20 protein-coding genes are annotated in these 23,187 nt (G+C 64.2%); 11 read left to right on the forward strand and 9 right to left on the reverse strand.

The genetic code is table 11. The annotated features are described in order from the left end of the window. Positions 1-353: 353 nt before the first annotated feature. On the reverse strand, positions 354-935 hold the full coding sequence (lptE, locus tag FJ956_RS14975; RefSeq protein WP_140684922.1) for an LPS assembly lipoprotein LptE: 582 nt from the start codon (positions 933-935) through the stop codon (positions 354-356). Further along, a complete protein-coding gene (gene leuS / locus FJ956_RS14980) occupies positions 922-3,549 on the reverse strand; it encodes a leucine--tRNA ligase (protein ID WP_140684923.1) in 2,628 nt (875 codons plus the stop codon). Before leuS ends, lptE begins: the two co-directional genes overlap by 14 nt. A gap of 147 nt (positions 3,550-3,696) precedes the next feature. On the opposite strand from leuS, the gene FJ956_RS14985 reads away from it, so the two are divergent. The 4 genes from FJ956_RS14985 (at position 3,697) to FJ956_RS15000 (ending at position 6,410) form a co-directional block, all read left to right on the forward strand. Further along, positions 3,697-4,359 carry a YggS family pyridoxal phosphate-dependent enzyme gene (locus FJ956_RS14985; RefSeq protein WP_140684924.1) on the forward strand — a complete coding sequence of 221 codons (663 nt, stop codon included), beginning with the start codon at positions 3,697-3,699 and terminating at the stop codon, positions 4,357-4,359. 74 nt (positions 4,360-4,433) lie between these two features. Next, a complete protein-coding gene (locus FJ956_RS14990; RefSeq protein WP_140684925.1) occupies positions 4,434-4,667 on the forward strand; it encodes a type II toxin-antitoxin system Phd/YefM family antitoxin in 234 nt (77 codons plus the stop codon). 143 nt (positions 4,668-4,810) lie between these two features. Then, on the forward strand, positions 4,811-5,215 hold the full coding sequence (locus tag FJ956_RS14995) for a hypothetical protein (RefSeq protein ID WP_140684926.1): 405 nt from the start codon (positions 4,811-4,813) through the stop codon (positions 5,213-5,215). 145 nt (positions 5,216-5,360) lie between these two features. Continuing rightward, a complete protein-coding gene (locus tag FJ956_RS15000) occupies positions 5,361-6,410 on the forward strand; it encodes an aldo/keto reductase (protein WP_140684927.1) in 1,050 nt (349 codons plus the stop codon). 142 nt (positions 6,411-6,552) lie between these two features. Here the strand turns inward: FJ956_RS15000 and FJ956_RS15005 are convergent, their stop codons facing one another. Beyond that, entirely contained in the window at positions 6,553-7,458 is a 906-nt protein-coding gene (locus FJ956_RS15005; protein ID WP_140684928.1) for a LysR family transcriptional regulator, read from the reverse strand. A gap of 121 nt (positions 7,459-7,579) precedes the next feature. Here FJ956_RS15005 and FJ956_RS15010 point away from each other — a divergent pair, with 121 nt between their 5' ends. Together FJ956_RS15010 and FJ956_RS15015 are read left to right on the forward strand one after the other, a co-directional pair. Next, positions 7,580-8,767, forward strand: coding sequence for an MFS transporter (locus FJ956_RS15010; RefSeq protein ID WP_140684929.1), 1,188 nt, complete (start codon positions 7,580-7,582; stop codon positions 8,765-8,767). Positions 8,768-8,804: 37 nt separating this feature from the next. After that, entirely contained in the window at positions 8,805-9,839 is a 1,035-nt protein-coding gene (locus FJ956_RS15015; protein WP_140684930.1) for an aldo/keto reductase, read from the forward strand. 290 nt (positions 9,840-10,129) lie between these two features. Here the strand turns inward: FJ956_RS15015 and FJ956_RS15020 are convergent, their stop codons facing one another. Continuing rightward, entirely contained in the window at positions 10,130-10,402 is a 273-nt protein-coding gene (locus tag FJ956_RS15020) for an aspartate-semialdehyde dehydrogenase (protein ID WP_140682374.1), read from the reverse strand. A 308-nt stretch (positions 10,403-10,710) separates the two neighbouring features. On the opposite strand from FJ956_RS15020, the gene acs reads away from it, so the two are divergent. Next, the gene (acs, locus tag FJ956_RS15025) at positions 10,711-12,666 is read left to right on the forward strand and encodes an acetate--CoA ligase (protein WP_140682372.1); all 1,956 of its coding nucleotides are present in this window, start codon (positions 10,711-10,713) and stop codon (positions 12,664-12,666) included. Next, positions 12,666-13,433 (forward strand): MOSC domain-containing protein, encoded by a 768-nt coding sequence (locus FJ956_RS15030; RefSeq protein ID WP_140682370.1) that lies wholly within the window; start codon positions 12,666-12,668, stop codon positions 13,431-13,433. Before acs ends, FJ956_RS15030 begins: the two co-directional genes overlap by 1 nt. A 13-nt stretch (positions 13,434-13,446) precedes the next feature. Here the strand turns inward: FJ956_RS15030 and FJ956_RS15035 are convergent, their stop codons facing one another. The 3 genes from FJ956_RS15035 to FJ956_RS15045 all read right to left on the reverse strand — a co-directional run bounded on the left by FJ956_RS15035 (position 13,447) and on the right by FJ956_RS15045 (position 17,786). Continuing rightward, complete coding sequence (locus FJ956_RS15035) at positions 13,447-14,715, reverse strand: cyclopropane-fatty-acyl-phospholipid synthase family protein (RefSeq protein ID WP_140682368.1); 1,269 nt, start codon at positions 14,713-14,715, stop codon at positions 13,447-13,449. 390 nt (positions 14,716-15,105) lie between these two features. Beyond that, a complete protein-coding gene (locus tag FJ956_RS15040; RefSeq protein ID WP_140682366.1) occupies positions 15,106-16,584 on the reverse strand; it encodes a TadE/TadG family type IV pilus assembly protein in 1,479 nt (492 codons plus the stop codon). A 332-nt stretch (positions 16,585-16,916) separates the two neighbouring features. Further along, positions 16,917-17,786 carry a transglutaminase family protein gene (locus FJ956_RS15045; RefSeq protein WP_140682364.1) on the reverse strand — a complete coding sequence of 290 codons (870 nt, stop codon included), beginning with the start codon at positions 17,784-17,786 and terminating at the stop codon, positions 16,917-16,919. Between the two features lie 291 nt (positions 17,787-18,077). On the opposite strand from FJ956_RS15045, the gene FJ956_RS15050 reads away from it, so the two are divergent. Next, positions 18,078-18,743, forward strand: coding sequence for an HAD-IA family hydrolase (locus FJ956_RS15050; RefSeq protein WP_140682362.1), 666 nt, complete (start codon positions 18,078-18,080; stop codon positions 18,741-18,743). Positions 18,744-19,046: 303 nt separating this feature from the next. Here FJ956_RS15050 and FJ956_RS15055 read toward each other — a convergent pair whose 3' ends face one another. Continuing rightward, positions 19,047-19,268, reverse strand: a complete 222-nt coding sequence (locus FJ956_RS15055) for a DUF1674 domain-containing protein (protein ID WP_140682360.1) — start codon at positions 19,266-19,268, stop codon at positions 19,047-19,049. Positions 19,269-19,373: 105 nt separating this feature from the next. On the opposite strand from FJ956_RS15055, the gene htpX reads away from it, so the two are divergent. Continuing rightward, positions 19,374-20,411 (forward strand): zinc metalloprotease HtpX, encoded by a 1,038-nt coding sequence (gene htpX, locus FJ956_RS15060; RefSeq protein WP_140682358.1) that lies wholly within the window; start codon positions 19,374-19,376, stop codon positions 20,409-20,411. Then, positions 20,408-21,784 (forward strand): RsmB/NOP family class I SAM-dependent RNA methyltransferase, encoded by a 1,377-nt coding sequence (locus FJ956_RS15065; protein WP_181170344.1) that lies wholly within the window; start codon positions 20,408-20,410, stop codon positions 21,782-21,784. Before htpX ends, FJ956_RS15065 begins: the two co-directional genes overlap by 4 nt. Before the next feature lie 386 nt (positions 21,785-22,170). Here the strand turns inward: FJ956_RS15065 and FJ956_RS15070 are convergent, their stop codons facing one another. Then, on the reverse strand, positions 22,171-23,106 hold the full coding sequence (locus tag FJ956_RS15070) for a phytanoyl-CoA dioxygenase family protein (RefSeq protein WP_140682354.1): 936 nt from the start codon (positions 23,104-23,106) through the stop codon (positions 22,171-22,173). Positions 23,107-23,187: the final 81 nt, after the last annotated feature.

A 23,187-nucleotide genomic window follows, 5' to 3' on the forward strand; every position in this document is an offset into this window, starting at 1 on the left:
CGGAATTGCACAAGGCAAAAAGTAGCGAAGAAGGCCGGGCGACCGGCCTTTTTTCGTGGCAAAGTGTCTATGCCTTGGCAGGTCACATGCCTTGGCAGGTCACATGCCTTGGCGATTGGCCGAAACGCCCATCGTGATCGTCATCCACGGGCGGAGCAAGGAGCGAAGCGACGCGCGCAGACCCGAGGATCCATTCCGCGACATACGAGCGCTGCTGCGGTGCAGATTCTGCTCCGATGCACTCCACGGCTCAGGTCACGGAATGGATTCCAGGGTCTGCGCGCGTCGCTTCGCTCCTTGCTCCGCCCTGGAATGACGAAGTTCGGAGGCTTCAGCCAATCCCCGACGAGGAACTAGGCTTTCTTGCCGTGCTTGGCTAGATCCTGCGCGATCGACAGCCGCAGCAGATCGGCAAGCTCCCGCGCTGCGCGGTTCTCGGCGTCGATCTGTGCCCGGTAGGCCGCGAATTCCTGGCGCGGCCGGTCGAAGGACGACGGGATGGAGCGCTTGCCGACGGCAATCACCGTGTTGGTCGCGGTGTCCCTGAGCACGTAGTTGGCCGTCAGCGTGACCGTGCCGGCCGTCGGCTCGTCTTCCTGGGTCTGCACCTGCACGATGGCCGCCGATTCGACGAGCTCGGTGACGCCGAGATCGAGCGTGTAGGCCGGCGAAGCCGGCTCGCCCGAGCCTTGCCCGAAGGCGAAGATCAGATTGTTGCGCACTTGCTGCGCGTAGCGGGTGTTGACCGGCTTTATCGAGATCGAGCCAAGCTCGGCGGACGCGCTGAGCTGCGATCCGGGCGACAGCGGCTGGTTGGAATAGAGCGGCCGCACGGTGCAGGCCGAGACCAGCGCCAGCGCGGCGGCCATACCGCAGACCGCCAGGCGGCCGCGCAGGCGGGCCGGTTGTGACTTCACCGGATCAGGCAACGACATTGACGATCCTCTGCGGCACGATGATCACCTTGCGCGGAGCCTTACCTTCCAGTGCTTTTTGCACGAAGTCGAGAGCCAGCACCGCTTTTTCGACGGCACCTTGATCCGCGTCGCGGGCAATTGTCAAATCCCCGCGCTTCTTGCCGTTGACCTGCACCGGCAGCACGATCTCGTTGTCGACGACGAGCGCCGGGTCGTAGGCCGGCCAGGGCCGTTCGGCGACCATCTCGGCGCCGCCGAGCTCCTGCCAGCATTCCTCCGCCAGATGCGGCATCACCGGCGCGATGATGTGCACCAGGATCTCCACCGCCTCGCGGCAGGCGCCCTTCAGCGCGTCGTCGGCCTTGCCCTCGGCAACGTCGGCGAGGGGCGCGGCGAGCACATTGGCGAGCTCGTAGATGCGGGCGATCGCCCGGTTGAAGCCGAGCTTCTCGATGTCCTCGCCGACCGCCCTCAGGATCTTGTGCGAGGCCTTGGAAACGGCTCCCGCATCGCCATCCTTCGCCGCCGCCGGCTTCACGCCGGGCAGTTGCTCGGCCGCGATCTGCACCAGGCGCCAGACGCGCTGCACGAAGCGGTGAGCGCCGGCCGCGCCATCGTCGGTCCATTCGACGTCGCGCTCCGGCGGCGAGTCCGACAGCATGAACCAGCGTGCCGTGTCGGCGCCGTAGCCATCGGTGATCTCTTCCGGGCTCACCGTGTTCTTCTTCGACTTCGACATCTTCTCCAGCGCGCCGACCGTCGCCTCCTCGCCGGTGGCGATCTCGACGGCGCGGCGCTTGCCGCCGGCGTCCTCGAGCCTGACCTCGCTCGGCGACAGCCAGCGTCCATTGTTGGACGGGCCGCCGACGCGGTAGGTCTCGTGCACGACCATGCCTTGCGTGAACAGGCCCTTGAACGGCTCGGCCAGATCGAGGTGACCGGTCTCGCGCATGGCGCGGGTGAAGAAGCGCGAATAGAGCAGATGCAGGATCGCGTGCTCGATGCCGCCGATATACTGGTCGACCGCCAGCCATTCGTCGGCCGCTTTCGGCTCGGTCGGCTCGTTCGCCCAGGGCGCGGTGAAGCGCGCGAAATACCAGGACGAATCGACGAACGTGTCCATCGTGTCGGTCTCGCGCCGCGCATCGCGGCCGCATTGCGGGCACTTGACATGCCGCCAGGTCGGATGACGGTCGAGCGGGTTGCCCGGACGGTCGAACTCGATGTCGTCGGGCAGCCTCACCGGCAGGTCGGCCTTCGGCACCGGCACCACGCCGCAGGCCTCGCAATGGATCATCGGGATCGGGCAGCCCCAGTAGCGCTGGCGCGAGATGCCCCAGTCGCGCAGGCGGAAATTCACCTTGCGCTCCGCCATCGGCCGGCCGCCGATCGTCTTTTCTTCCAACAGCTTCGCAACTTCGTTGAAGGCCTTCTGCGGCTTCATGCCGTCGAGGAAGCGCGAATTGATCATCACGCCGTCGTCGACATAAGCCTCCTCGGTGATCTGGAAGGTCTTTGCGTCGGCGTCTTCGGGCATCACCACCGGGATTACCGGCAGTCCGTATTTGTTGGCGAAGTCGAGGTCGCGCTGATCGCCCGACGGGCAGCCGAAAATGGCGCCGGTGCCGTATTCCATCAGCACGAAATTGGCGACATAGACCGGCAGCGTCCAGTTCTCGTCGAACGGATGGACGACACGGATGCCGGTGTCGAAACCCTTCTTCTCGGCCGTCTCGAGCGCCGCCACCGAGGTGCCCATGTGGCGGACCTCGTCGATGAACTTCGCCAGCTCGACATTGTTCTCGGCGGCCTTCCTGGCCAGCGGATGGTCGGCGGCGACCGCCATGAAGGAGGCGCCGAAGATGGTGTCGGGCCGGGTCGTGTAGACTTCCAGCTCATGCATATCGCCAACCGGCTTTGCCAGCGGCCAGCGGATCAGCAGCCCTTCCGAGCGGCCGATCCAGTTGTGCTGCATCAGCTTGACCTTCTCCGGCCACTCTTCGAGTCCGTTGAGCGAGTCCAAGAGGTCCTGCGCGAAGTCGGTGATCTTGAAGAACCACTGCGTCAGCTCGCGCTGCTCGACCAGCGCGCCCGAGCGCCAGCCGCGGCCGTCGATGACCTGCTCGTTGGCGAGCACCGTCATGTCCTCCGGATCCCAGTTGACCTTGGAGGATTTGCGCGTCACCAGCCCCTTCTCGACGAAGTCGAGGAACAGCATCTGCTGGCGGTGGTAGTAGTCGACGTCGCAGGTGGCGAACTCGCGCGCCCAGTCGAGCGACAGGCCCATCATCTTGAGCTGCTCGCGCATCGCGGCGATGTTTTCGTAGGTCCAGTCCTTGGGGTGGACCTTGTTTTGCATGGCGGCGTTTTCGGCCGGCATGCCGAAGGCGTCCCAGCCCATCGGGTGCAGCACGTTGAAACCCTTGGCGCGCTTGTAGCGCGCCACCACGTCGCCCATCGTGTAGTTGCGGGTGTGGCCGATATGGATCTTGCCCGACGGATAGGGGAACATCTCGAGCACGTAATATTTCGGCTTCGGGTCGTCGTTCCTGGCCTCGAACAGCTTCTTTTCGGCCCAGGCCTTCTGCCATTTGGGCTCTGACGTGCGCGGATTGTAACGTTCGGTTGCCATCGGATGTTTTTCACTTAAAAGCAGGCACAGTCCGCCGGACAATGGCCGGCGACTGGGAAATGTCGTCGCGGTGTTCACCATGGATTGCCGGACCCGTCAACTGCGGCGAGCCGGCGCCGGCGTTAAAACTATGGGCAGGATAGTGGCATGACGAGCGCCGTAGAGCAGCTTCACGCGGTCAAGGCGAGGATCGCGAGCGCCGAACGCGAGGCGAAGCGCCCGGTTGGCGCCGTCACGCTTGTGGCGGTGTCGAAGACCTTCGCGGCCGAGGACATCCGCCCCGTCATCGAGGCAGGCCAGCGCGTCTTCGGCGAGAACCGCGTGCAGGAAGCGCAAGGCAAATGGCCGGCTCTGAGAGAGGCATTTGCCGATCTGGAGATGCATCTGATCGGCCCGCTGCAGTCCAACAAGGCCAAGGAAGCCGTCGCTCTCTTCGACGTCATCGAGACCGTCGATCGCGAGAAGATCGCCGCCGAGCTTGCAAAAGAGATGACCCGGCAGGACCGGACGCCAAAACTCTATGTCCAGGTCAACACAGGCTCCGAGCCACAAAAGGCCGGCATCGAGCCGCGCGAGGCGGTCGCCTTCGTCAAGCGCTGCCGTGAGGTCCATGGCCTCGCCATCGAAGGCCTGATGTGCATTCCGCCAGCCGAAGAAAATCCCGGCCCGCATTTCGCGCTTCTGGAAAAGCTCGCCCGCGAAGCCGGCGTCGAAAAACTCTCGATGGGCATGTCCGGCGATTACGAGACCGCCATCGCCTTCGGCGCGACCAGCGTCCGGGTGGGCTCGGCGATCTTCGGAAGTCGCTAGCCCTGCAAGCCCGGATGTTCTATCTCTAAGCAGGCGGCTGAACATCTAGCCAACCCAATCTAGGGAGCGGTCGCTTGAACTGGCATCTCAAGGACGCCCGGAACAATTTTTCGAAAGTAGTTCAGCGGGCCCGGACCAAAGGGCCGCAGACGGTGACGATTCGCGGCGAACGGGCTGCGGTTATCCTTTCCGCAGAAGACTACGACCGCTTGATCGGCCAGAAGAAATCGCTCGTCGAATATCTTATGACCGGCCCTGGCTGGGACGACAGTTTCGACAAGGAAATCAACAATCGCTCGGATACCTGATCCGCGATATCGGCCTCTGATATTCTGAGGCTCGCTCCTTGCAGCAGAAGGCGCGTCATACCACCGCATTGTCGCCTGGGATCATAGCGCTAGCTGCGTGGGCTGTACGCAAGTGGCTCCTTTCAAAGCAAAGGAGATCCTTCATGACCGCCACACGCCACCGCCAGCCAACCATGCAAAACCGGCAAGTCTCCCGCGGGCTGCACCGATGGGTGTATTTCGCGATGGTGGGTCTCGCGGCCTGCTATGCGCTGTCGGCCTGGATCGGCTTCGCGGGCAGCGGCGCCGACGACTATTTGCTGTTCGTCGTAACCGGATTCATCGTCATGTCGGTCGCGCTGCCGGCCATCGCCGGCCGTGTCTGGCGCCATCACCGGATCAGCGCTCCCGGCACGCCCACGACGCTCGCCGACTGGATGGCAGGCGAGTTCGACACAGACGACCACCCTGTGAAGGCGAGCACGGCGACGATCGAAGTCCTGCTGCCCCTTGCCGCCGTCGCCTTCGGCATGACTGCCTTCGCGATCCTCGCTTTGGTGGAAAGCTGAGCCGCCGGCAATCGTCACGATCTCGTTACCGACCTCGCCAGCGGGACAATATCGCTGCACCGGCGCTTGAAACGAAACGGCCCGTTCCTATTTCCCCCTTGTCATTCGATTCTGTCATTCACTCCTTCTCTCGGGGAATCCCACCATGCGCTACAATCAGCTTGGCAACACCGGCCTGTTCGTTTCCGAACTCTGCCTTGGCACCATGACCTTCGGCGCCGCCGGCGAGAACGCCCAATGGGGCCTGATCGCCAGCCTCGGCCAGAAAGGCGTCAACGAGATCGTCGGCCGCTCGATCGCCGCCGGCGTCAATTTCTTCGACACGGCGGACGTCTATTCCTTCGGCCAGTCCGAGCAACTGCTGGGACAGTCGCTCAAGGATCTCGGCATCAAGCGTTCGGACGTGATCATCGCCACCAAGGTGCATGGCGCCATGGGCAACGGACCCAATGAACGCGGCTCCTCGCGCGGCCATATCATGGATTCGGTCGACGGCAGCTTGGAGCGGCTGCAGACCGACCATATCGACCTCTACCTGTTGCATGGCACCGACACGGTGGCGCCGATCGACGAGACGCTGCGCGCGCTCGACGATCTCGTCGCCAGCGGTAAGGTGCGCTATGTCGGCGTCTCCAACTGGCAGGCCTGGCGCGTCGCCAAGGCGCTGGGCATTGCGGACCGCAAGGGCTTCGCCCGCTTCGAGGCGATCCAGTCCTATTACTCGATCGCCGGCCGCGATCTCGAGCGCGAGATCGTGCCGCTGATCAACGAGGAAAAGCTTGGCTTGATGGTCTGGTCGCCGATGGCCGGCGGGCTGCTTTCCGGCAAATACGGTCCCGGCGCGCCGGGCAATGGCGAGGGCCGACGTGCTTCCTTCAACTTCCCGCCGGTCAATGAAGACCGCGCCTGGCCGGCGGTTGCGGTCATGCGCGAGGTCGCCAAGAAGCACGATGTCAGCGTCGCCACGGTGGCGTTGGGCTATGTGCTGGCAAAACCCTTCGTCATGAGCGTCATCATCGGCGCCAGCCGCATGGACCAGCTCGAGCAAAATCTTGCCGCGACCGGCTTGAAGCTCGACGCCAACGATCTCGCCAGGCTCGACGAGGTGAGCGCGCTGCCCGCCGAATATCCCGGTTGGATGCTGGAGCGGCAGAGCGCCGGCCGGCGCCCGGCGCCGTTCGTGCCGAAGGCGTAATTCAGAGCCGCGTGTCCGAGAGCAATTCCAGGAAAAGTGTGGGCGGTCTTCCGTTCGGAATTGCGTCAAAACAAGGAGATAGAGCGGTTCGCCGTTTCCGTGAAACGGTGAAACGCTCTAGGACGCGCGGCTCTTTCCTCGTTCAGAGACGAACGCTCTCCGCGAGAAAGTCGAGGAAGGCTCGCACCCGCGCCGGTAGATGCTTGCCCTGGCCGACATAGACGGCATGCGTCGGCTCCTCGTCGCCCGGGTTGAACGCTTCCAGCAACTGCACGAGCCTTCCAGCTGCGATGTCGGGCTCCACATGCCAGAGCGCCAGCCTTGCGATGCCTGCTCCCGCCAATGTCGTCAGCCGCATCGCCTCGCCGTCGCTGACCGTCGAATTGCCGATGATCGGAACCATGACCGGCGCGCCTTTCGCATCCATGAAAGGCAGGCCGTCTATATGCCGCACGAAGCCGAAAGCGAGCAGATTATGGCTGGCCAATTCGGCAGGAGTCCGCGGCGTGCCGCGCGCCTCGAGATAGGCCGGCGCCGCGACCACCACCATCCGGCTCTGGCCGAGCTTGCGCGCCACTAGCCGTGATTCGCGCAGAGGGCCGGCGCGGATCGCAACGTCGGCGCGCTCCTCCATCAGGTCGATGACGCTGTCGGTCAGCACCGCCTCGACGGAGATTTCCGGGTAGCGTTCGAGGAAGCGCGGCAACAACGGCATGAGCCGATGCTGGCCGAACGGCACATAGCAATTGACCCTGAGCCGGCCTCGCGGCGCAGCACCCGCCGCCGCTTCTCGCTCGGCTGAGTCGAGATCGGCGAGGATGCGCAGGCCGCTGTCGTAAAAGGCGGTTCCCTCGGGCGTCAGTTGCAGCCGGCGTGTCGAGCGGCTGATCAGCCGCGCTCCAAGCCGCGCCTCAAGCCGTGCGATCAGCTTGCTCACCGCCGAAGGCGTCATGCGCAACGCCCGCGCCGCAGCGGAAAAACTGCCCGCCTCGACGACGCGGACGAACACTTCGATCTCGCCGGAGCGGTTGATCTCGGGCCTCGCCATTCGTGAATCTATTTCACAGAAAATATGCCTGATGCAAGGCTGGTTCACAGCTTGGCGGATCACGATCTTGCGTGTCGGGCGCAGGACTGAGCGTCCTTCACTGATCAACCGGACCGCAGCCATGCCTCTTGCTCTTTATGCCCTTACCGCCGGCGCCTTCGGCATCGGCGTCACCGAATTCGTCATCATGGGCCTGCTGCTCGATGTCAGCGCCGATCTCGGCGTCTCGATCTCGGCGGCGGGCCTGCTCATTTCCGGCTATGCGCTGGGCGTCGTCGTCGGCGCGCCGCTGCTTGGCGCCTTGACCGGCCGCCTGCCGCGCAAGACCTTGCTGCTTGCCCTGATGGTGGTCTTCACCGTCGGCAACCTCGCCTGTGCGCTGGCCCCCGACTACTGGACGCTGATGGCGGCGCGCGTGCTCACCGCCTTCGCCCATGCCTCGTTCTTCGGCGTCGGCTCCGTCGTCGCCACGAGCCTTGTCGCGCCCAACCGGAAGGCCTCGGCCATCGCGCTGATGTTCACCGGCCTCACCGTCGCCAACATCCTCGGCGTGCCCTTCGGCACCTGGCTCGGCCAGGCCTATGGCTGGCGCTCCAGTTTCCTCGCCGTCACGCTGGTCGGCGTCATCGCCTTTGCCGTGATCGCATTGCTGGTGCCGCGCGACGAGCCGGCCGCCGCGGACGAGGCGGAAAGCGCCGAAGGCACGCTCGCCGTGCTCGGCCGCCGGCCGGTGCTGCTCGGCCTTTTGACCACGGTGCTGAGCTGGGTCGGCGTCTTTGCCGCCTTCACATATCTGGCGCCGATCCTGACCCGCGTCACCGGCTTTTCCGAGGGAGCCGTGTCGCCGATCCTGCTGGTCTTCGGCGGCGGGCTGGTGGCGGGCAACCTGCTCGGAGGGCGCCTTGCCGACCGTCATCTGGTGCCGACGGTCGTCGGCACGCTGGTCGCGCTGTCGGCGGTGCTGTTCGTCATGGCCGCCGCGATCCATCAGCCGATCACGGCGATCCTCGCCGTCGGCCTGCTGGGTGCCGCCGCCTTCGCCACCGTCGCGCCGCTGCAGATGTGGGTGCTGGAGAAAGCCGAGGGCGCCGGCCAGGGCCTTGCGTCCTCCTTCAACATCGCCGCCTTCAATCTCGGCAACGCCATCGGCGCCTGGCTCGGCGGCTTCGTCATCGACCACGGCCCCGGCCTCGGCGCCGTCCCTCTCGTTGCCGGCCTGGTGCCGCTTGCCGCGCTCGGCGTCGTGCTCATGGCGCTGCGCCTCGAACGCGGCCGCGCCATCGGCAAGCCGGTCACGGCGCAGTGCTGAGCGCTGATCCCTTCGACATCCCATCAGGAGAAAAAAGATGGACTATCGACCTCTCGGCGCCTCCGGCCTGAAAGTGCCGGCGCTTTCCTTCGGCGCCGGAACCTTCGGCGGCTCCGGCCCGCTCTTCGGCCATTGGGGCAACAGCGACGCGAAGGAAGCGCGCCGCCTGGTCGACATCTGCCTGGAAGCGGGCGTCAATCTCTTCGACACGGCCGATGTCTATTCGAACGGAGCCTCGGAAGAGGTGCTTGGCGAGGCCATCAAGGGTCGCCGCGACGCGGTGCTGATCTCGACCAAGACGTCCCTGCCGATGGGCGACGGCCCGGCCGACTGGGGCTCGTCGCGCTCGCGGCTGATCCGCTCCGTCGACGCGGCGCTGAAGCGCCTCGGCACCGACTATATCGACCTGCTCCAGCTTCACGCCTTCGACGCCTCGACGCCGGTCGAGGAGGTGCTGTCGACGCTGGATGACCTCGTTCGGGCCGGCAAGCTGCGCTATGTCGGCGTCTCAAACTTCTCCGGCTGGCAGGTGATGAAATCGCTCGGCCTGGCGGAAAAGCACGGCTACCCGCGCTACGTCGCGCATCAGGTCTACTATTCGCTGGTCGGCCGCGACTATGAGTGGGAGCTGATGCCGCTCGGCCTCGACCAGGGCGTCGGCGCCTTGGTGTGGAGCCCGCTCGGCTGGGGCCGGCTGACCGGCAAGATCCGCCGCGGCCAGCCCTTGCCGGAAAAGAGCCGGCTGCACGACACCGCCAGCTTCGGCCCGCCGGTCGAGGACGAGCATCTCTTCAAGGTGGTCGATGCGCTGGAAGCGATCGCCGCCGAGACCGGCAAGACCGTTCCGCAAATCGCCATCAACTGGCTCCTGCAGCGGCCGACCGTATCGTCGGTGATCATCGGCGCGCGCAACGAGGAGCAGTTGCGGCAGAATCTCGGCGCCGTCGGCTGGACATTGACGCCCGAGCAGATCAAGGCGCTCGATGAAGCAAGCGCGGTGACCGCGCCCTATCCCTACTTCCCGTATCGGCGCCAGGAAGGCTTCGCCAGGCTGAACCCGCCAGCGGTGTGACTAAGTCGCGGCCGTCCATATCAGGGCGGTCGTGAACGTGTGCGACTAGCTGCACCCTGCGAGCTTCGTCATCCACGGGCGGAGCAGCCGCGAAGCGGCGTCGCGAAGACCCGAGGATCCATTCCGTTACCTCGACCCTAGAGCGCGACGGAGCAGAATTCTGGATCGTCGCAACGCGTCGAAATCACGGAATGGATCCTCGGGTCTGCGCCGCGTCGCTACGCTCCTTGCTCCGCCCGTGGATGACGAAGCGATGGCGTGGTTCCGCCAATCACGCTGCGCTACTGCCCTCAGTGCACCAGAAATTCCCCATCCACCTTCCGCCATTCATTCGGCGCGATCAGCTTGTGATGCGTGTAGGTGACCGAATGCAGCGGTCCGGCGAGCTTGGTCTTCCAGAACTCGATGAAGCGGATCAGCACTGGGAACTGCGGCGCGATGTCGTAGTCCTGCCAGACATAGCTCTGCAGCAGATGCGGATGGTCCGGGAAGTGGTAGAGAATCTTGGCCGTGGTCAATCCATAGCCCCTGAGCATCAGGTCCATTTCGGAATGGTCGTGCATCGCAGCCCCCTTGAGGTCGATCTCCTTTCCTCCCAACGCTGGATTCTGCGCCCAGTTGCTTAACTGTCTATTGATTTTCGCATACTAGGCCTAAGTTTTCCATCGAAAAAACAGTCGGTTAGCAGCCTTTGACCACGAGTGCTGACAGCGCTTCGCGCTTGCCCCTGCGTCATCCCGCCACGCGAATCCAACGTCTAATGTTGCCGTCACCGCGGAACTGTTAATAATGCCCGCGAATTCGCGGCCGCTTCGCCGCGATGCCGCCGGCGATTCAAGCCGGCGGAACGGTCCTGGAGGAAAGCTGAAAAATGTCCGATGTGCATGTCCACCGCGTCCAGCCGGCGTGGAAGAAGAACGCGTTGATCGACAACGACACCTACCTCAAATGGTATGCCGACAGCGTGAAAAATCCGGACAAGTTCTGGGGCAAGCACGGCAAGCGCATTGACTGGTTCAAGCCTTTCACCAAGGTCAAGAACACCTCCTTCGACGGCAAGGTCTCGATCAAGTGGTTCGAGGACGGCCAGACCAACGTTTCCTACAATTGCATCGACCGGCATCTGAAGAAGCGCGGCGACCAGACCGCCATCATCTGGGAAGGCGACAACCCCTATGACGACCGCAAGGTCACCTATAATGAGCTCTACGCGCATGTCTGCCGCTTCGCCAACGTGCTGAAGAAGCACGGCGTCAAGAAGGGCGACCGCGTCACCATCTACATGCCGATGATCCCGGAAGCCGCCTATGCGATGCTTGCCTGCACGCGTATCGGCGCGATCCATTCGGTCGTGTTCGGCGGCTTCTCGCCCGACGCGCTGGCCGGCCGCATCGACGACTGCAAGTCGACCATCGTCATCACCGCCGACGAGGGCCTGCGCGGCGGCAAGCCGATCCCGCTCAAGGACAACACCGACAAGGCGGTCGACATCGCCGCCAAGGCCGGCACCAAGGTGGAAAAGGTCGTGGTGGTGCGCCGCACCGGCGGCAAGACCGGCTGGGTGCCGGGACGCGACGTCTGGTACCACGACGAGGCGCAGACCGTTAAGGCCGACTGCAAGCCGGAGAAGATGAAGGCGGAAGACCCGCTTTTCATCCTCTACACCTCCGGCTCGACCGGCAAGCCGAAGGGCGTTATGCACACCACGGCCGGCTATCTCGTCTACGTCTCGATGACGCATCAATATGTCTTCGACTACCACGACGGAGACATCTACTGGTGCACCGCCGATGTCGGCTGGGTCACGGGCCACAGCTATATCGTCTACGGGCCCCTGGCCAACGGCGCCACGACGCTGATGTTCGAAGGCGTGCCGAACTATCCCTCGCAGTCGCGCTTCTGGGAAGTCATCGACAAGCACCAGGTCAACATCTTCTACACCGCGCCGACGGCGCTGCGCGCGCTGATGGGTGCTGGCGACGACCCGGTGAAGAAGACATCCCGCAAATCGCTGCGCGTGCTGGGCTCGGTCGGCGAGCCGATCAATCCGGAAGCCTGGGAGTGGTATTACAACGTCGTCGGCAACGCCAAGGTGCCGATCGTCGACACCTGGTGGCAGACCGAGACCGGCGGCATCCTGATCACGCCGCTGCCCGGCGCCACCGACCTCAAGGCGGGCTCGGCGACACGGCCCTTCTTCGGCGTCAAGCCGGAACTGGTCGACGGCGACGGCAAGGTGCTGGAAGGGGCCGCCGACGGCAATCTCTGCATCACCGATTCCTGGCCCGGTCAGATGCGCACCGTCTATGGCGATCACGACCGCTTCGTGCAGACCTATTTCTCGACCTACAAGGGCAAGTACTTCACCGGCGACGGCTGCCGCCGAGACGCCGACGGCTACTACTGGATCACCGGCCGCGTCGACGACGTCATCAACGTCTCCGGCCACCGCATGGGCACGGCGGAAGTCGAATCGGCGCTGGTGAGCCACGAGAAAGTGTCGGAAGCCGCCGTCGTCGGCTACCCGCACGACATCAAGGGCCAGGGCATCTACAGCTACGTCACCCTGATGAAGGGCATGGAGCCGAGCGAGGAACTGCGCAAGGAACTGATCGCGCATGTCCGCAAGGAGATCGGCGCCATTGCTTCGCCCGACAAGATCCAGTTCGCGCCCGGCCTGCCGAAAACCCGTTCGGGCAAGATCATGCGCCGCATCCTGCGCAAGATCGCCGAGGACGATTTCGGCGCGCTCGGCGACACCTCGACGCTGGCCGATCCAGCCGTGGTCGACGACCTCGTCGCCAACCGGCAGAACAAGAAGGGCTGATGGCCGGCGAGGCAATCCTCGGCACCGTCAGCCAGCTCTGGCGCTACCCGGCCAGCTCGCTCGCCGGCGAGCGGCTCGATGCCATCTCCGTCGGGCTGAAAACCGTCGACGGCGACCGGCTGTTCGGACTGATCGATGCATCGGACGGCGAGATCGCCAGGCCCGACCGCGAGGCCAGATGGCACAAGGTGCCGCTGATCCGCACCCGGTTGAGCGAGGCCTCGATGAGCAAGGAATGGCGGCTCGAAGTGGCCGTGCCCGGTGGCGAATGGCTGCCGGCCCCCGATCCTGAAAGTGATCGCGCGGTATCCGCCTTTCTCGGCTTCGAGGCCTCGATCCGGCCGTTCGGCGCGCAGAACGCGGCGCCCTCCTATGCCGGCCCGCTGACCGAGGCCCGCTACGCCAAGGCGCCGATCCATCTGCTCACCACCGCCTCGCTGTCCCGGCTGAAGGCGCTGCATCCCGAGGGCACGCCCGATCCGCGCCGCTTCCGGCCCAACATCGTCGTCGACATGGATCCGGTCGAAGGCGCCTTTCCGGAGACGCAATGGATCGGCAGGAAGCTTGCGGTCGGCGATCTCGAGCTCACCGTCTCCGAACCCTGCCGCCGCTGCGGCTTCACCATCATCGCCCAGGACGGCTTCGATACCGATCCCGGCATCCTGCGCAATTTGGTACGCCACAACGCTCACAATCTCGGCGTCTACTGCACCGTCGACCGGCCGGCGCGGATCGAGATCGGCGCGCCGATGCGCCTGATGGACTGAAGTGGGCCGGTTTCTACCGATACAGATCCGCACGCGTTGGCGGCAGGCCGCTTGCACCCCGCGCCCGCCTGGTGGCGACGGTCTGGAAAATCTGCGCCGAGCCGCGCTCGAAGGCGATCGAGCAGCCGGTGAGATAGAGCAGCCAGAGCCGCGCCTTGGGCTCACCGACCTCGGCGACCGCCTCGTCGAAGCGTGCGTGCAGGCGCTCCGCCCACAGGCGGCAGGTGCGCGCATAGTGCTCGCGCAGGCCTTCGACGTCATGGACCAGAAAACCATGCGCCTCGAGATTGCCGAGCGTCATGCCGATCGTGTCGAGCTCGCCGCCCGGAAAAATATATTTGATCAATGCCTTGTATTCCGGCCCCTTGCGCAGGGTCTTCTTCAGGTCGCCCTTGCTGCGCCGGGCGATGGCGTGATGCAGATAGATGCCGCCGGGCTTCAGCAGGCGGTGGACAGTCGAGAAATAGGCGGCGTGGTTCGCAAGCCCGAGATGCTCGAACATGCCGATCGACGATATCTTGTCGAAGCTGCCGGAGAGCTCGGCATAGGATTTTATCTCGATGGTGATGCGATCCTCCAGCCCTTCGGCGCGGATGCGCTCGCGGGCAAGGTCGGTCTGGGCTTGCGACAGTGAGACGCCGTGGCCGACGACACCGTAATGCTTCGCCGCGTGGATCAACATCGCGCCCCAGCCGCAGCCGATGTCGAGCAACGTCTCGCCCGGCTTCAGCCTGAGCTTGCGGCAGATATGGTCGAGCTTGTCGACCTGCGCCTGGTCGATGCCGTTGGCGAAATCGTGGAAATAGCCGCAGCTGTAGACCATGCGCTCGTCGAGGAAGAGCCGATAGAAGGCGTTCGAGATGTCGTAATGATGCTGGATCGCCTCCTTGTTCGACCCGCTGACATAAGGATTGCGGCCGGACAGGTCGCTGCGCGCCGTCATCTCTCTTCGCGAGAAAAGCACCGCCGGCAGGTCGCGCAAAATCGCCAGCTTCGGCAGCGATCTGAGCTTCGTCTTGAGCTTGCCTTGCGAAGGCAGCGCGTAGAAATCGAACAGCGATCCGTCCTCGACATCGACGGTCTTGGATATCCACATCTCGACCAGCGTCGAGAAGCGCGGCCGGCGAAGCAATTGCCAGACGATATCCTGGTCGTTGATGGTGAGCACAGGACCGTTGGTCGGCCCGATCCGCTCGCCGGTCCAGAGCTTGACCGCGAAACCCGGTTTCAGCGTCTCGACGACCGTTCGTGCGATCCGCACGGCTTTGTCGGCGGCGTCCATTCTCACCTCCGGATGCGTCGAATGCCGGCCCCTCCCGGCCGCCACTGTCATCCAACTGGCCAGCGTAGCGCAATCCCGATCTGTTGCCCAAAAACACCGCGGGCAGGGATTTCCCGCCTGCCATGCCGTTGCGGCACCTTGCCATTTGCCGCGACGCACCCCATCATCTGGGTGTGTTCAACGAACTGAAAGGAGGTGATCCGATGTCGAGTGATTTCGTTTTCCATAACGTGAGCTCAGCGGATTGCACTTTCGGGAAGCAGTCTTCCCGTTAAGGCGCGAGACGCGCGGCAGGTAGCCCGATGGGGTTGCCGCCAGAAGCCGCGTCATGGACGGAAACACGGAAGGCCGCCGGCTTCGTCAAGAAGCGGCGGCCTTTTCCTTTGTGGCTCACTGCGTCAGTGCGACTTTTTCGGTGTTGCGGATGATTTCCTGGAAAGCGCCATCCAACTCCGCTCCAGTAGACGCTTCGAAATAATGCTTGTTGGCGGAGGAGGTATCCTTCGACGAACAATTCTTCAGCACCGCCTTCGCCTGGTCCCGCTCGGTTGCCGACATGTCCTTGTCGTTCAGATCGAAGCCGATGGTGAAAACCTCGATGCCGTCATCTTTCATGTTGCCGCACAGAGTTTGAGCGTTGCCGCGCGCAAGGTTGCCTTGGCCATTGTAGTTGCCCCCCGCGCTGGCGAAGGCGGTATTGAACTGGCCGTCGGTCATCAGGATCGCGACCTTGGCAATCTTCTTCGCATTGCTGTCCGAGGGGCCGCTGCCCAGGCCGGCATTCTTGATCACCGTACGCCACTGCGGGGACAGCATGTAATAGGTCCACTGGACGGCGATCGCGCCAGCCGTGTAGCCATCCGCCTGGAAGTCGTCGATCGAATCGAGCAATGCGCTGGAATCGGCGGTCAGCGGGATCACCGCCGCGGTGGGGCACTTGTTCATCCCTGAGCCGCCCAGATGATCGTCCCGGTTGACCAGCGCATAATATTTCTTGCCATTCTTGTCCGTCCGAACCGTGTCGGGGCCGTCGGCGCTGAAATCCGGATTGCCGTTTTTGTCCTTGCGCTCCGTGGCGCAATTGTCGGGACGAGGCGTCGCCGCGCCGACAATGGAGACATAGTTGCTGAACGACGGCAGCAATTTGCTGTTCGTTTTGGCGACCAGAAGTGTGCTGCCGGCAACGGGAGGCAGGTCCGAGCTTCCTTGGTTTTCGACATAGACATTTTCCGCCAGCTTGCCGGCATTCACGGCAGATGCATAGGGCACAAGCGAGACGCGGACGCGAGGGTTCTTCGGGTCCTGGTTCTGAAGCATCGTCTGGACGGCGTTTCTCGCCGCTGCTTTCAGGTCGCCGATCTTGTCGACCTTGCCTTTCTTCGCCATCGACCCCGTTATGTCGAGCATCATCGCCACCTCGACCTGCTTGTCTGAATAGAGCGCCGTGGTCGAGGCATTCACGCGGCGCATGTCGCCAGTGCTGAAGAACGGAAAATAAAGCCCGACATCGACATGCGCGTCCGCCTGTACCGTATTGGCCGTCCTGTTGACCGTAAGCTTGTCGAGCACGATCTGGTTGGCCTGCAGGATGCCGGCCGTGCTGTTGGCATCGAGAAACGCCTGCACCGTCTTGTTGGCGTCGGCTTCGGTGATGACGCCGAGGGTGAGATCGCGGGCCGTCGAGGTCACAGCGGCGTCGACGACGCCCTGCAGGCTCGATCTCGCATTGTAGAGCTGCGAGATATTGACCGCGAATCCCACCCCCAGCGCGAGGACCGATGCGGCAGCTCCGAACAGAACCGCGAAATTGCCTTCGCGATTGCGGGTAAAGCCGTCCACCCCACGAACGACACCTCTGAACTGCCGCATCTCTTCCGCCTCCACTGTTTGCGGCACCGTGCCGCACGACAAAGGCGCTGCAGGATTTCGGCCAGCCCCGGCCGTCGGCCGCCGAAAGACGCTTAACGGCAGGTTAATCCATTGTTTTTGCTGGCTTTCGGCAAATCCTAGAGTGAATGGGAAGTAAACGAAAATACGCCGGCCAAGCGACCTTCATGAAGTGCTTACCATGATCTCGAAGGCTGTCGCGGTCGTTCTCTCTTCGGCACAATCGAACTGTGCCGAAGCGGGTCAGCGGCAACCATGAAACAGCGCAGTGCAAGGTCTGTTGAGATAGAGGTCAGGCCGGCATCACCCGAATATCAAAAGAGCATCTGCGCGTTGACCGTCCGATCGATGCCATGATGCGGAGGATTGAAGCGGTTGCCTTCCTGCTCGTAGGTCCAGACCTTGAACAGGCTGAGCCGATGCGCACCGAAACTGTGCAGCAGCGGCACGTCGGTGGCGTCGCGACCGCGCGCAATGATGACGCGGCCGATGCGCGGGCAGTTGTGGCGCGGATCGAACGTGTACCATTTGCCGTCGAGGAAAACTTCCATCCAGGCCGAGAAGTCCATCGGTGCCGGATCGGCCGGCACGCCGATATCGCCGAGATAGCCGTTCACGTAGCGGGCCGGAATGTTGATGCATCGGCAGAGCGCGATCGCCAGATGCGCGAAGTCGCGGCAGACGCCGACGCGCTCCTCATGCGCCTGGGCCGCCGTGCGCGTGGCGCGCGCATAGCCGTAGCCGAAGGAAAGCCTGCTGTTGACATAGTCGACGATCGCCTGCACCCGCGCCCAGCCAAGCGGCAAATGGCCGAAAAGCTGCCAGGCGACGGTGCTGAGGTGGTCGGTCTCGCAGTAGCGGCTGCCGAGCAGATAGACCAGCACGTCGTCGGGCAGTTCCGCGACCGGCGTTTCGCGCGCCAATGTATTGACTTCGTCGGTCTCGCCGCTGTCCTCGATCGCCGCATCGTAGAGGATGCGGAAGCTTCCGGCGGGCGCCGTGAAGCGACGGCAGGTATTGCCGTGGCGGTCGCGATAGGTCCGGGTCGGCACCGAGGGCGAGGTCAGAACCCGCGTCTGCCGCTTGATGTCGGCATGCCGTTCGGCATGGATGTCGAGAAGCGAGATGATCGGCGTCGCCGCCGCGCATTCGATGGCGATTTCATAGCCGAGCCGGATCAGCATCGCATGCCCCCCTTCGTGATTTTGGAAAGACTGCCTGTTCAACGCCGCGAGCCGGAGCTGGTTCCGGCGCAGAGTCGAAATGGCGGCGTCTGGAGCAATTCAGGAAAAGTGCGCAGCGGTTGGGCTCGGCGACTTCGCCGTAGCCTTCCGTCCGCAATTGCGTAAAACAAGGAGTGAGGGCAGGTCAGCGTTCTATCAACGCTGACCTGTTCCCTTCTCAGGCGGTCCTGCCCGGTCTAAGCTGCGCTTTGCGTTTCGCCCCTCCCCGAAAACGATTTTCCAGGACAACCGATGTTTGCAGGCTCAAAATTCGCCGCCTTCCTATTCGACATGGACGGCACGGTGCTCAACTCGATCGCCGCGGCGGAACGGGTGTGGACGGCATGGGCAAACAGGCATGGCCTCGATGTGGCGGCTTTCCTGCCCACGATCCATGGCAGGCGCGCGAGAGAGACGATCGCCGCGCTGAAGCTTCCGGGCGTCGATCCGCTGGCAGAGGCGGATTTGCTGCTCAAGGCCGAGGCGGATGACCTCGAAGGCATCGTCCCGATCCCCGGCGCCGTTGCGTTTTTGCAATCGCTGCCGCCAGAGCGCTGGGCGATCGTCACCTCGGCGCCGCGCGAGCTGGCGCTGCTGCGCATCAAGGCGGCCGGCATCCCGGTTCCCGCCATGATGGTGACCGCGGAAGACGTGACCCATGGCAAGCCGGCGCCGGACTGCTTCCTTCTGGCGGCAAGGCGTCTCGGCGTCGAGGCGCGCGACTGCCTGGTCTTCGAGGATGCGCCGGCGGGCATAGCGGCGGGCGAGGCTTCCGGCGCCTCGGTGATGGTGATCAGCGCCACCCATGTCCACCCGCTCGTCACGCCGCACCCGGCAATCCGTTCCTATGACGAAATCGCCATTGCGACGGACGATACCGGTTTCATCGCGTTGTCGCCGACACGGGCGGCGGCCTGATCCCTCGCCAAACCTTCGAGATTGGCCGAAGCTTCCGAGCTTCGTCATCCACGGGCGGAGCGACGCGCAGCGGAGCGCAGACCCGAGGATCCATTCCGTGACCTTGGCCGAGGAATGCAGCGGCGCAGAATTCTGCACTGTGGCAACGCCTCGACGTCACGGAATGGATCCTATGGTCTGCGCGCGTCGCTTCGCTCCTTGCTCCGCCATAGGATGACAAAGCGATGGGCCTTCGACCAATCGTCAACGCATGCAATCCGCCTGACCACTATTCGGCAGATTCCGCTCGGGAACCCGTTCTTGTCAGAAGTCGCTCGCCAGCCCCTTCACTTCCCAATCACCGTAGCGCCCGGGTTCGTTACCGCCGCGGCCGCCGATTTCCTTCGGCAATTTTGCCTCGGCCTCGCGATATTCCCTGCGCCTGGCCTCGGCCTCAGCCAGCGCGCGGCTCGCGGCCGGCGTCAGCATCTTTCGCGGGCCGTCGCCTTCGCCCGCGGTTTCGGTCTTGTTGGTCAGTTCAGTCATGCGATATTCCCTGCCGATTGAAACGGGACCCGGCCTTTCCCATCATATAGCCATGACCACGAAAGGATCGACCCCAATTCTTTATCGCCCCGGACGGATGAAACGATGAACACGCTTCGCACCACCATGCTTCTTGCCGCGATGACGGCGCTGTTCATGGGCGTCGGCTATCTGATCGGCGGCTCGGGCGGCATGGTCATCGCGCTTCTGATCGCCGCCGGCATGAATCTGTTCAGCTATTGGAACGCCGACAAGATGGTGCTGTCGATGAACCGCGCCGTCGAGGTCGACGAGAAGAACGCGCCGGAATATTACGCGATCGTCCAGGCGCTGGCCAAGCAGGCCGGGCTGCCCATGCCGAAGACCTATCTGATCGACAACCCGCAGCCCAACGCCTTCGCCACCGGCCGCAACCCCGAGAATGCCGCGGTGGCGGCGTCCACCGGCCTGCTCGAGCGCCTCTCCCACGAGGAGGTCGCGGCGGTGATGGCGCATGAGCTTGCCCATGTGCAGCATCGCGACACGCTGACCATGACGATCGTGGCGACGCTTGCCGGCGCCATCTCGATGCTCGGCAATTTCGCCTTCTTCTTCGGCGGCAGCCGCGAGAACAACAACCCGTTCGGCTTTGTCGGCGTGCTTGTCGCCATGCTGGTCGCGCCCTTCGCCGCCATGATCGTGCAGATGGCGGTGAGCCGCACGCGCGAATACGAGGCCGACCGGCGCGGCGCCGAGATCTGCGGCCATCCGCTATGGCTGGCTTCGGCGCTCAACAAGATCGCGCGCGGCGCCGAACAGATCCCCAATGAGGATGCCGAGCGCAATCCGGCGATGGCGCATCTTTTCATCATCAACCCTCTGCATGGCGAGCGCATGGACAATCTGTTCTCGACCCACCCTAGCACCGAGAACCGCATCGCCGCGCTGCAGGAGATGGCGCGCGCGACGGACGGCGCCGCGCCGGCCAATCGGCGCCAAGCTTCTGCGCCACCCATCCAGCCCGAGGAGCCGCCGGCGGGGCCATGGGGCAAGCCGGCAGACCCGCCGCCGGAGGAGGCCGAGCCGCCGCCACCAAAGCCCAATCCCTGGGGCCGCAACCCGACCGGGCCGCGCAATGTCCGGCCGAAGGGTCCCCGGTCGTGACGCCACCGAGGCGCGGACAGCCGGGCAATCCGCAACGCCAGGCCGGTGACGAGAACGTTGCCGGCCTTGCCGCGCGCAAGGCGGCGGCGCGCCTGCTTGCCGCCGTTATCGATGCCCGCACGCCGCTCGACGGTTTGACCGACAACGAGCATGGCCATCCGCAATACAGGGCGCTGGACAGCCGCGACCGGGCGCTGGTGCGCGCCATCCTGGTCACGGCGCTGCGCCATCGCATGACCATTGCCGGACTGCTGTCGAAGCGACTGGAAAAGCCGCTGCCGCCCAATGCCACCGCGCTCTCGCATATCCTCAACGTCGCCGCCGCGCAGATCCTGTTCCTCGATGTTCCCGACAGCGCCGCCGTCGACCTTGCCGTGACCCACGCCAAGTCCGATCCGCGAACCCTGCGCTTCTCCGGCCTCGTCAACGGCGTGCTGCGCTCGCTGGCGCGCGCCAAGGAGGCCGAGCTTGCCCCGGCGCTTGCTGCCACCAGCGAGGCGCCGCAATGGTTTTCGCAGCGCCTGACCGCCGCCTACGGAGCCGACAAGGCACGCGCCATTCTTGCCGCGCATCGCCACGAGGCGCCGGTCGACTTCACCGTCAAGGCCGATCCGGCGCTCTGGGCCGAGCGCCTGAGCGGAATCGTGCTGCCGACCGGCACGGTGCGTGTCGAAAAGCTCTCCGCCAATGTCATCGACCTGCCCGGTTTCGCCGACGGTGCATGGTGGGTGCAGGATGCCGCGGCAAGCCTGCCGGCGCGCCTGTTCGGCGACATAAGTGGACAGCGCGTCGCCGACCTGTGCGCCGCGCCCGGCGGCAAGACGGCGCAGCTTATCCTGGCCGGCGCCGAGGTGACCGCTGTCGACACCTCGAAGAGCCGGCTGGCGCGGCTGAAGCAGAATCTCGACCGCCTCGGCCTGACCGCCGAACTCGTCCAGACCGACCTCCTGGATTACCGGCCGGCGCAATTGTTCGACGCCGTGCTGCTCGACGCGCCCTGCTCCTCGACCGGCACGGTGCGCCGCCATCCCGACGTGCCGTGGACCAAGACCATGGCGGATGTCGAGAAGCTCGCCGATCTCCAGCGCCGGCTGCTTGCCCATGCCGTTACCCTCGTCAGGCCCGGCGGCCGCATCGTCTTTTCCAACTGCTCGCTCGACCCGATCGAAGGCGAGGAGCTCTATCGCGATTTCCTTACGGGCAGCCCAGACATCGCCGCCGACTCAATCCGACCGGGAGAGTTCGCCGATATCGATCCGTTCCTGACGCCGGACGGGACATTGCGCACCACGCCCGCGGACCTTCCGCTCGGATCACCCGGGCTATCGGGGCTCGACGGCTTCTTCGCCGCGCGCATGCGGCGGACTGGATAGGATCTTCCTGGCACCGATGGCGGAAGGTCTGCTGTGCTCACATGAACCGATCGCACGCTTCGACGATTGGCAGAGGCTTTCGAACCTCGTCATTCTATGGCGGAGCAAGGAGCGAAGCGACGCGCGCAGACCATAGAATCCATTCCGTGACTTCGAAGCGGTGCGACGGTGCGGAATTCTGCTCCGCCACGCTTTTCGGCGAAGGTCACGGAATGGATCCTCGGGTCTGCGCTCCGCTTCGCGTCGCTCCGCCCGTGGATGACGACGTCACGCAGGCTTCGGCCAATCGCGAGGCTCAGCATCGGAACGAGAGGTGAGATCTGACGTGCGGATCGTTCCAGGAAACCCTCGTCCATGCTCCCACCTCACCTGAATACCAGCCCGCCTTAAAGCATGTCGTCGAGGCTCCAGTGCTTCCCCCAGCGGGCGTCGATTTCGTCGTCGACATTCTGGTAGCGGATGTCCGTCGACAGCCTGATGAGACCATCGACGCTCCGGTTGGTCGTGGAGGCATGGATCATGTAGGGCGAGTGCAGCACGACGTCGCCCGCCTCGTAATCCGCCATGAGCCAGCGCGTATCGAACCGATCCGCCATCGCGGGCAGGTCCTTCGACACCCAGCCGCCTTCGCTCATATTGCGATTGTAGGCGCTGACGCGCTCCTCCGGGTCGAGCCCGGCATTGTCGCTGCTGAAGCGAGCCTCCATCGCGGCGCCGACGGCGTGCGACCCCTCCAGGTAGACCAGCCCGCCCATGTCGATGGGCGTGTCGCCGATCGGGATCCAGGCCGTCACCACGCGGTTTGTGCCGCCGCGCAGATAGACGAGGTCGTAATGCGCCGGCGTGGCGGTGGTTGTCCCGGGCATGGTGAAGCGCATGATCTTTCGCTTGTGCAGATAGGACAGGCCTCCGACAAACGCATCCATCAGGCGTGACAGGCGAGGCTGCGCACAAAAGCCTTCATAGGCGCTCGAGCGGACCAACGACATCAGCCGGCGATCGGCGAGCTTACGATCGAACGCGCCGGTGGACGCGATGCCCCGCGAAGGATCGGTCTCCGGTTTCAGCAACCCGCTTGATGCAAGATACGAAATCGCGAAACCGCGGAAATCGATCACGTCGCGGCGCCGCAAGAGCCCCTTCAGCCAGACATAGCCCTGCGTCGCGTAGAGACGGCCAATGGCCTCGACGCCGACCGACGGATCGGTCGGCGAGAGATATCCCAGCCTGTCCGGCGCCGTGGACAGTGCCTTGCCGTTGGCCGCCAGGGCGACCGTGGACGCATCATTCGCGGAAATGTCCCCTAGAGAAGATATCGACATTTCGATCATCCGGCATTCTTCAATTGCCCCGGACAATGGCTTAGTCTCACTACATCTCCCATGGACAGAAATCTCAGCCTG

Origin of the sequence: Mesorhizobium sp. B2-4-3, assembly GCF_006442815.1 — a bacterium.
Taxonomy (GTDB): Bacteria; Pseudomonadota; Alphaproteobacteria; order Rhizobiales; family Rhizobiaceae; genus Mesorhizobium.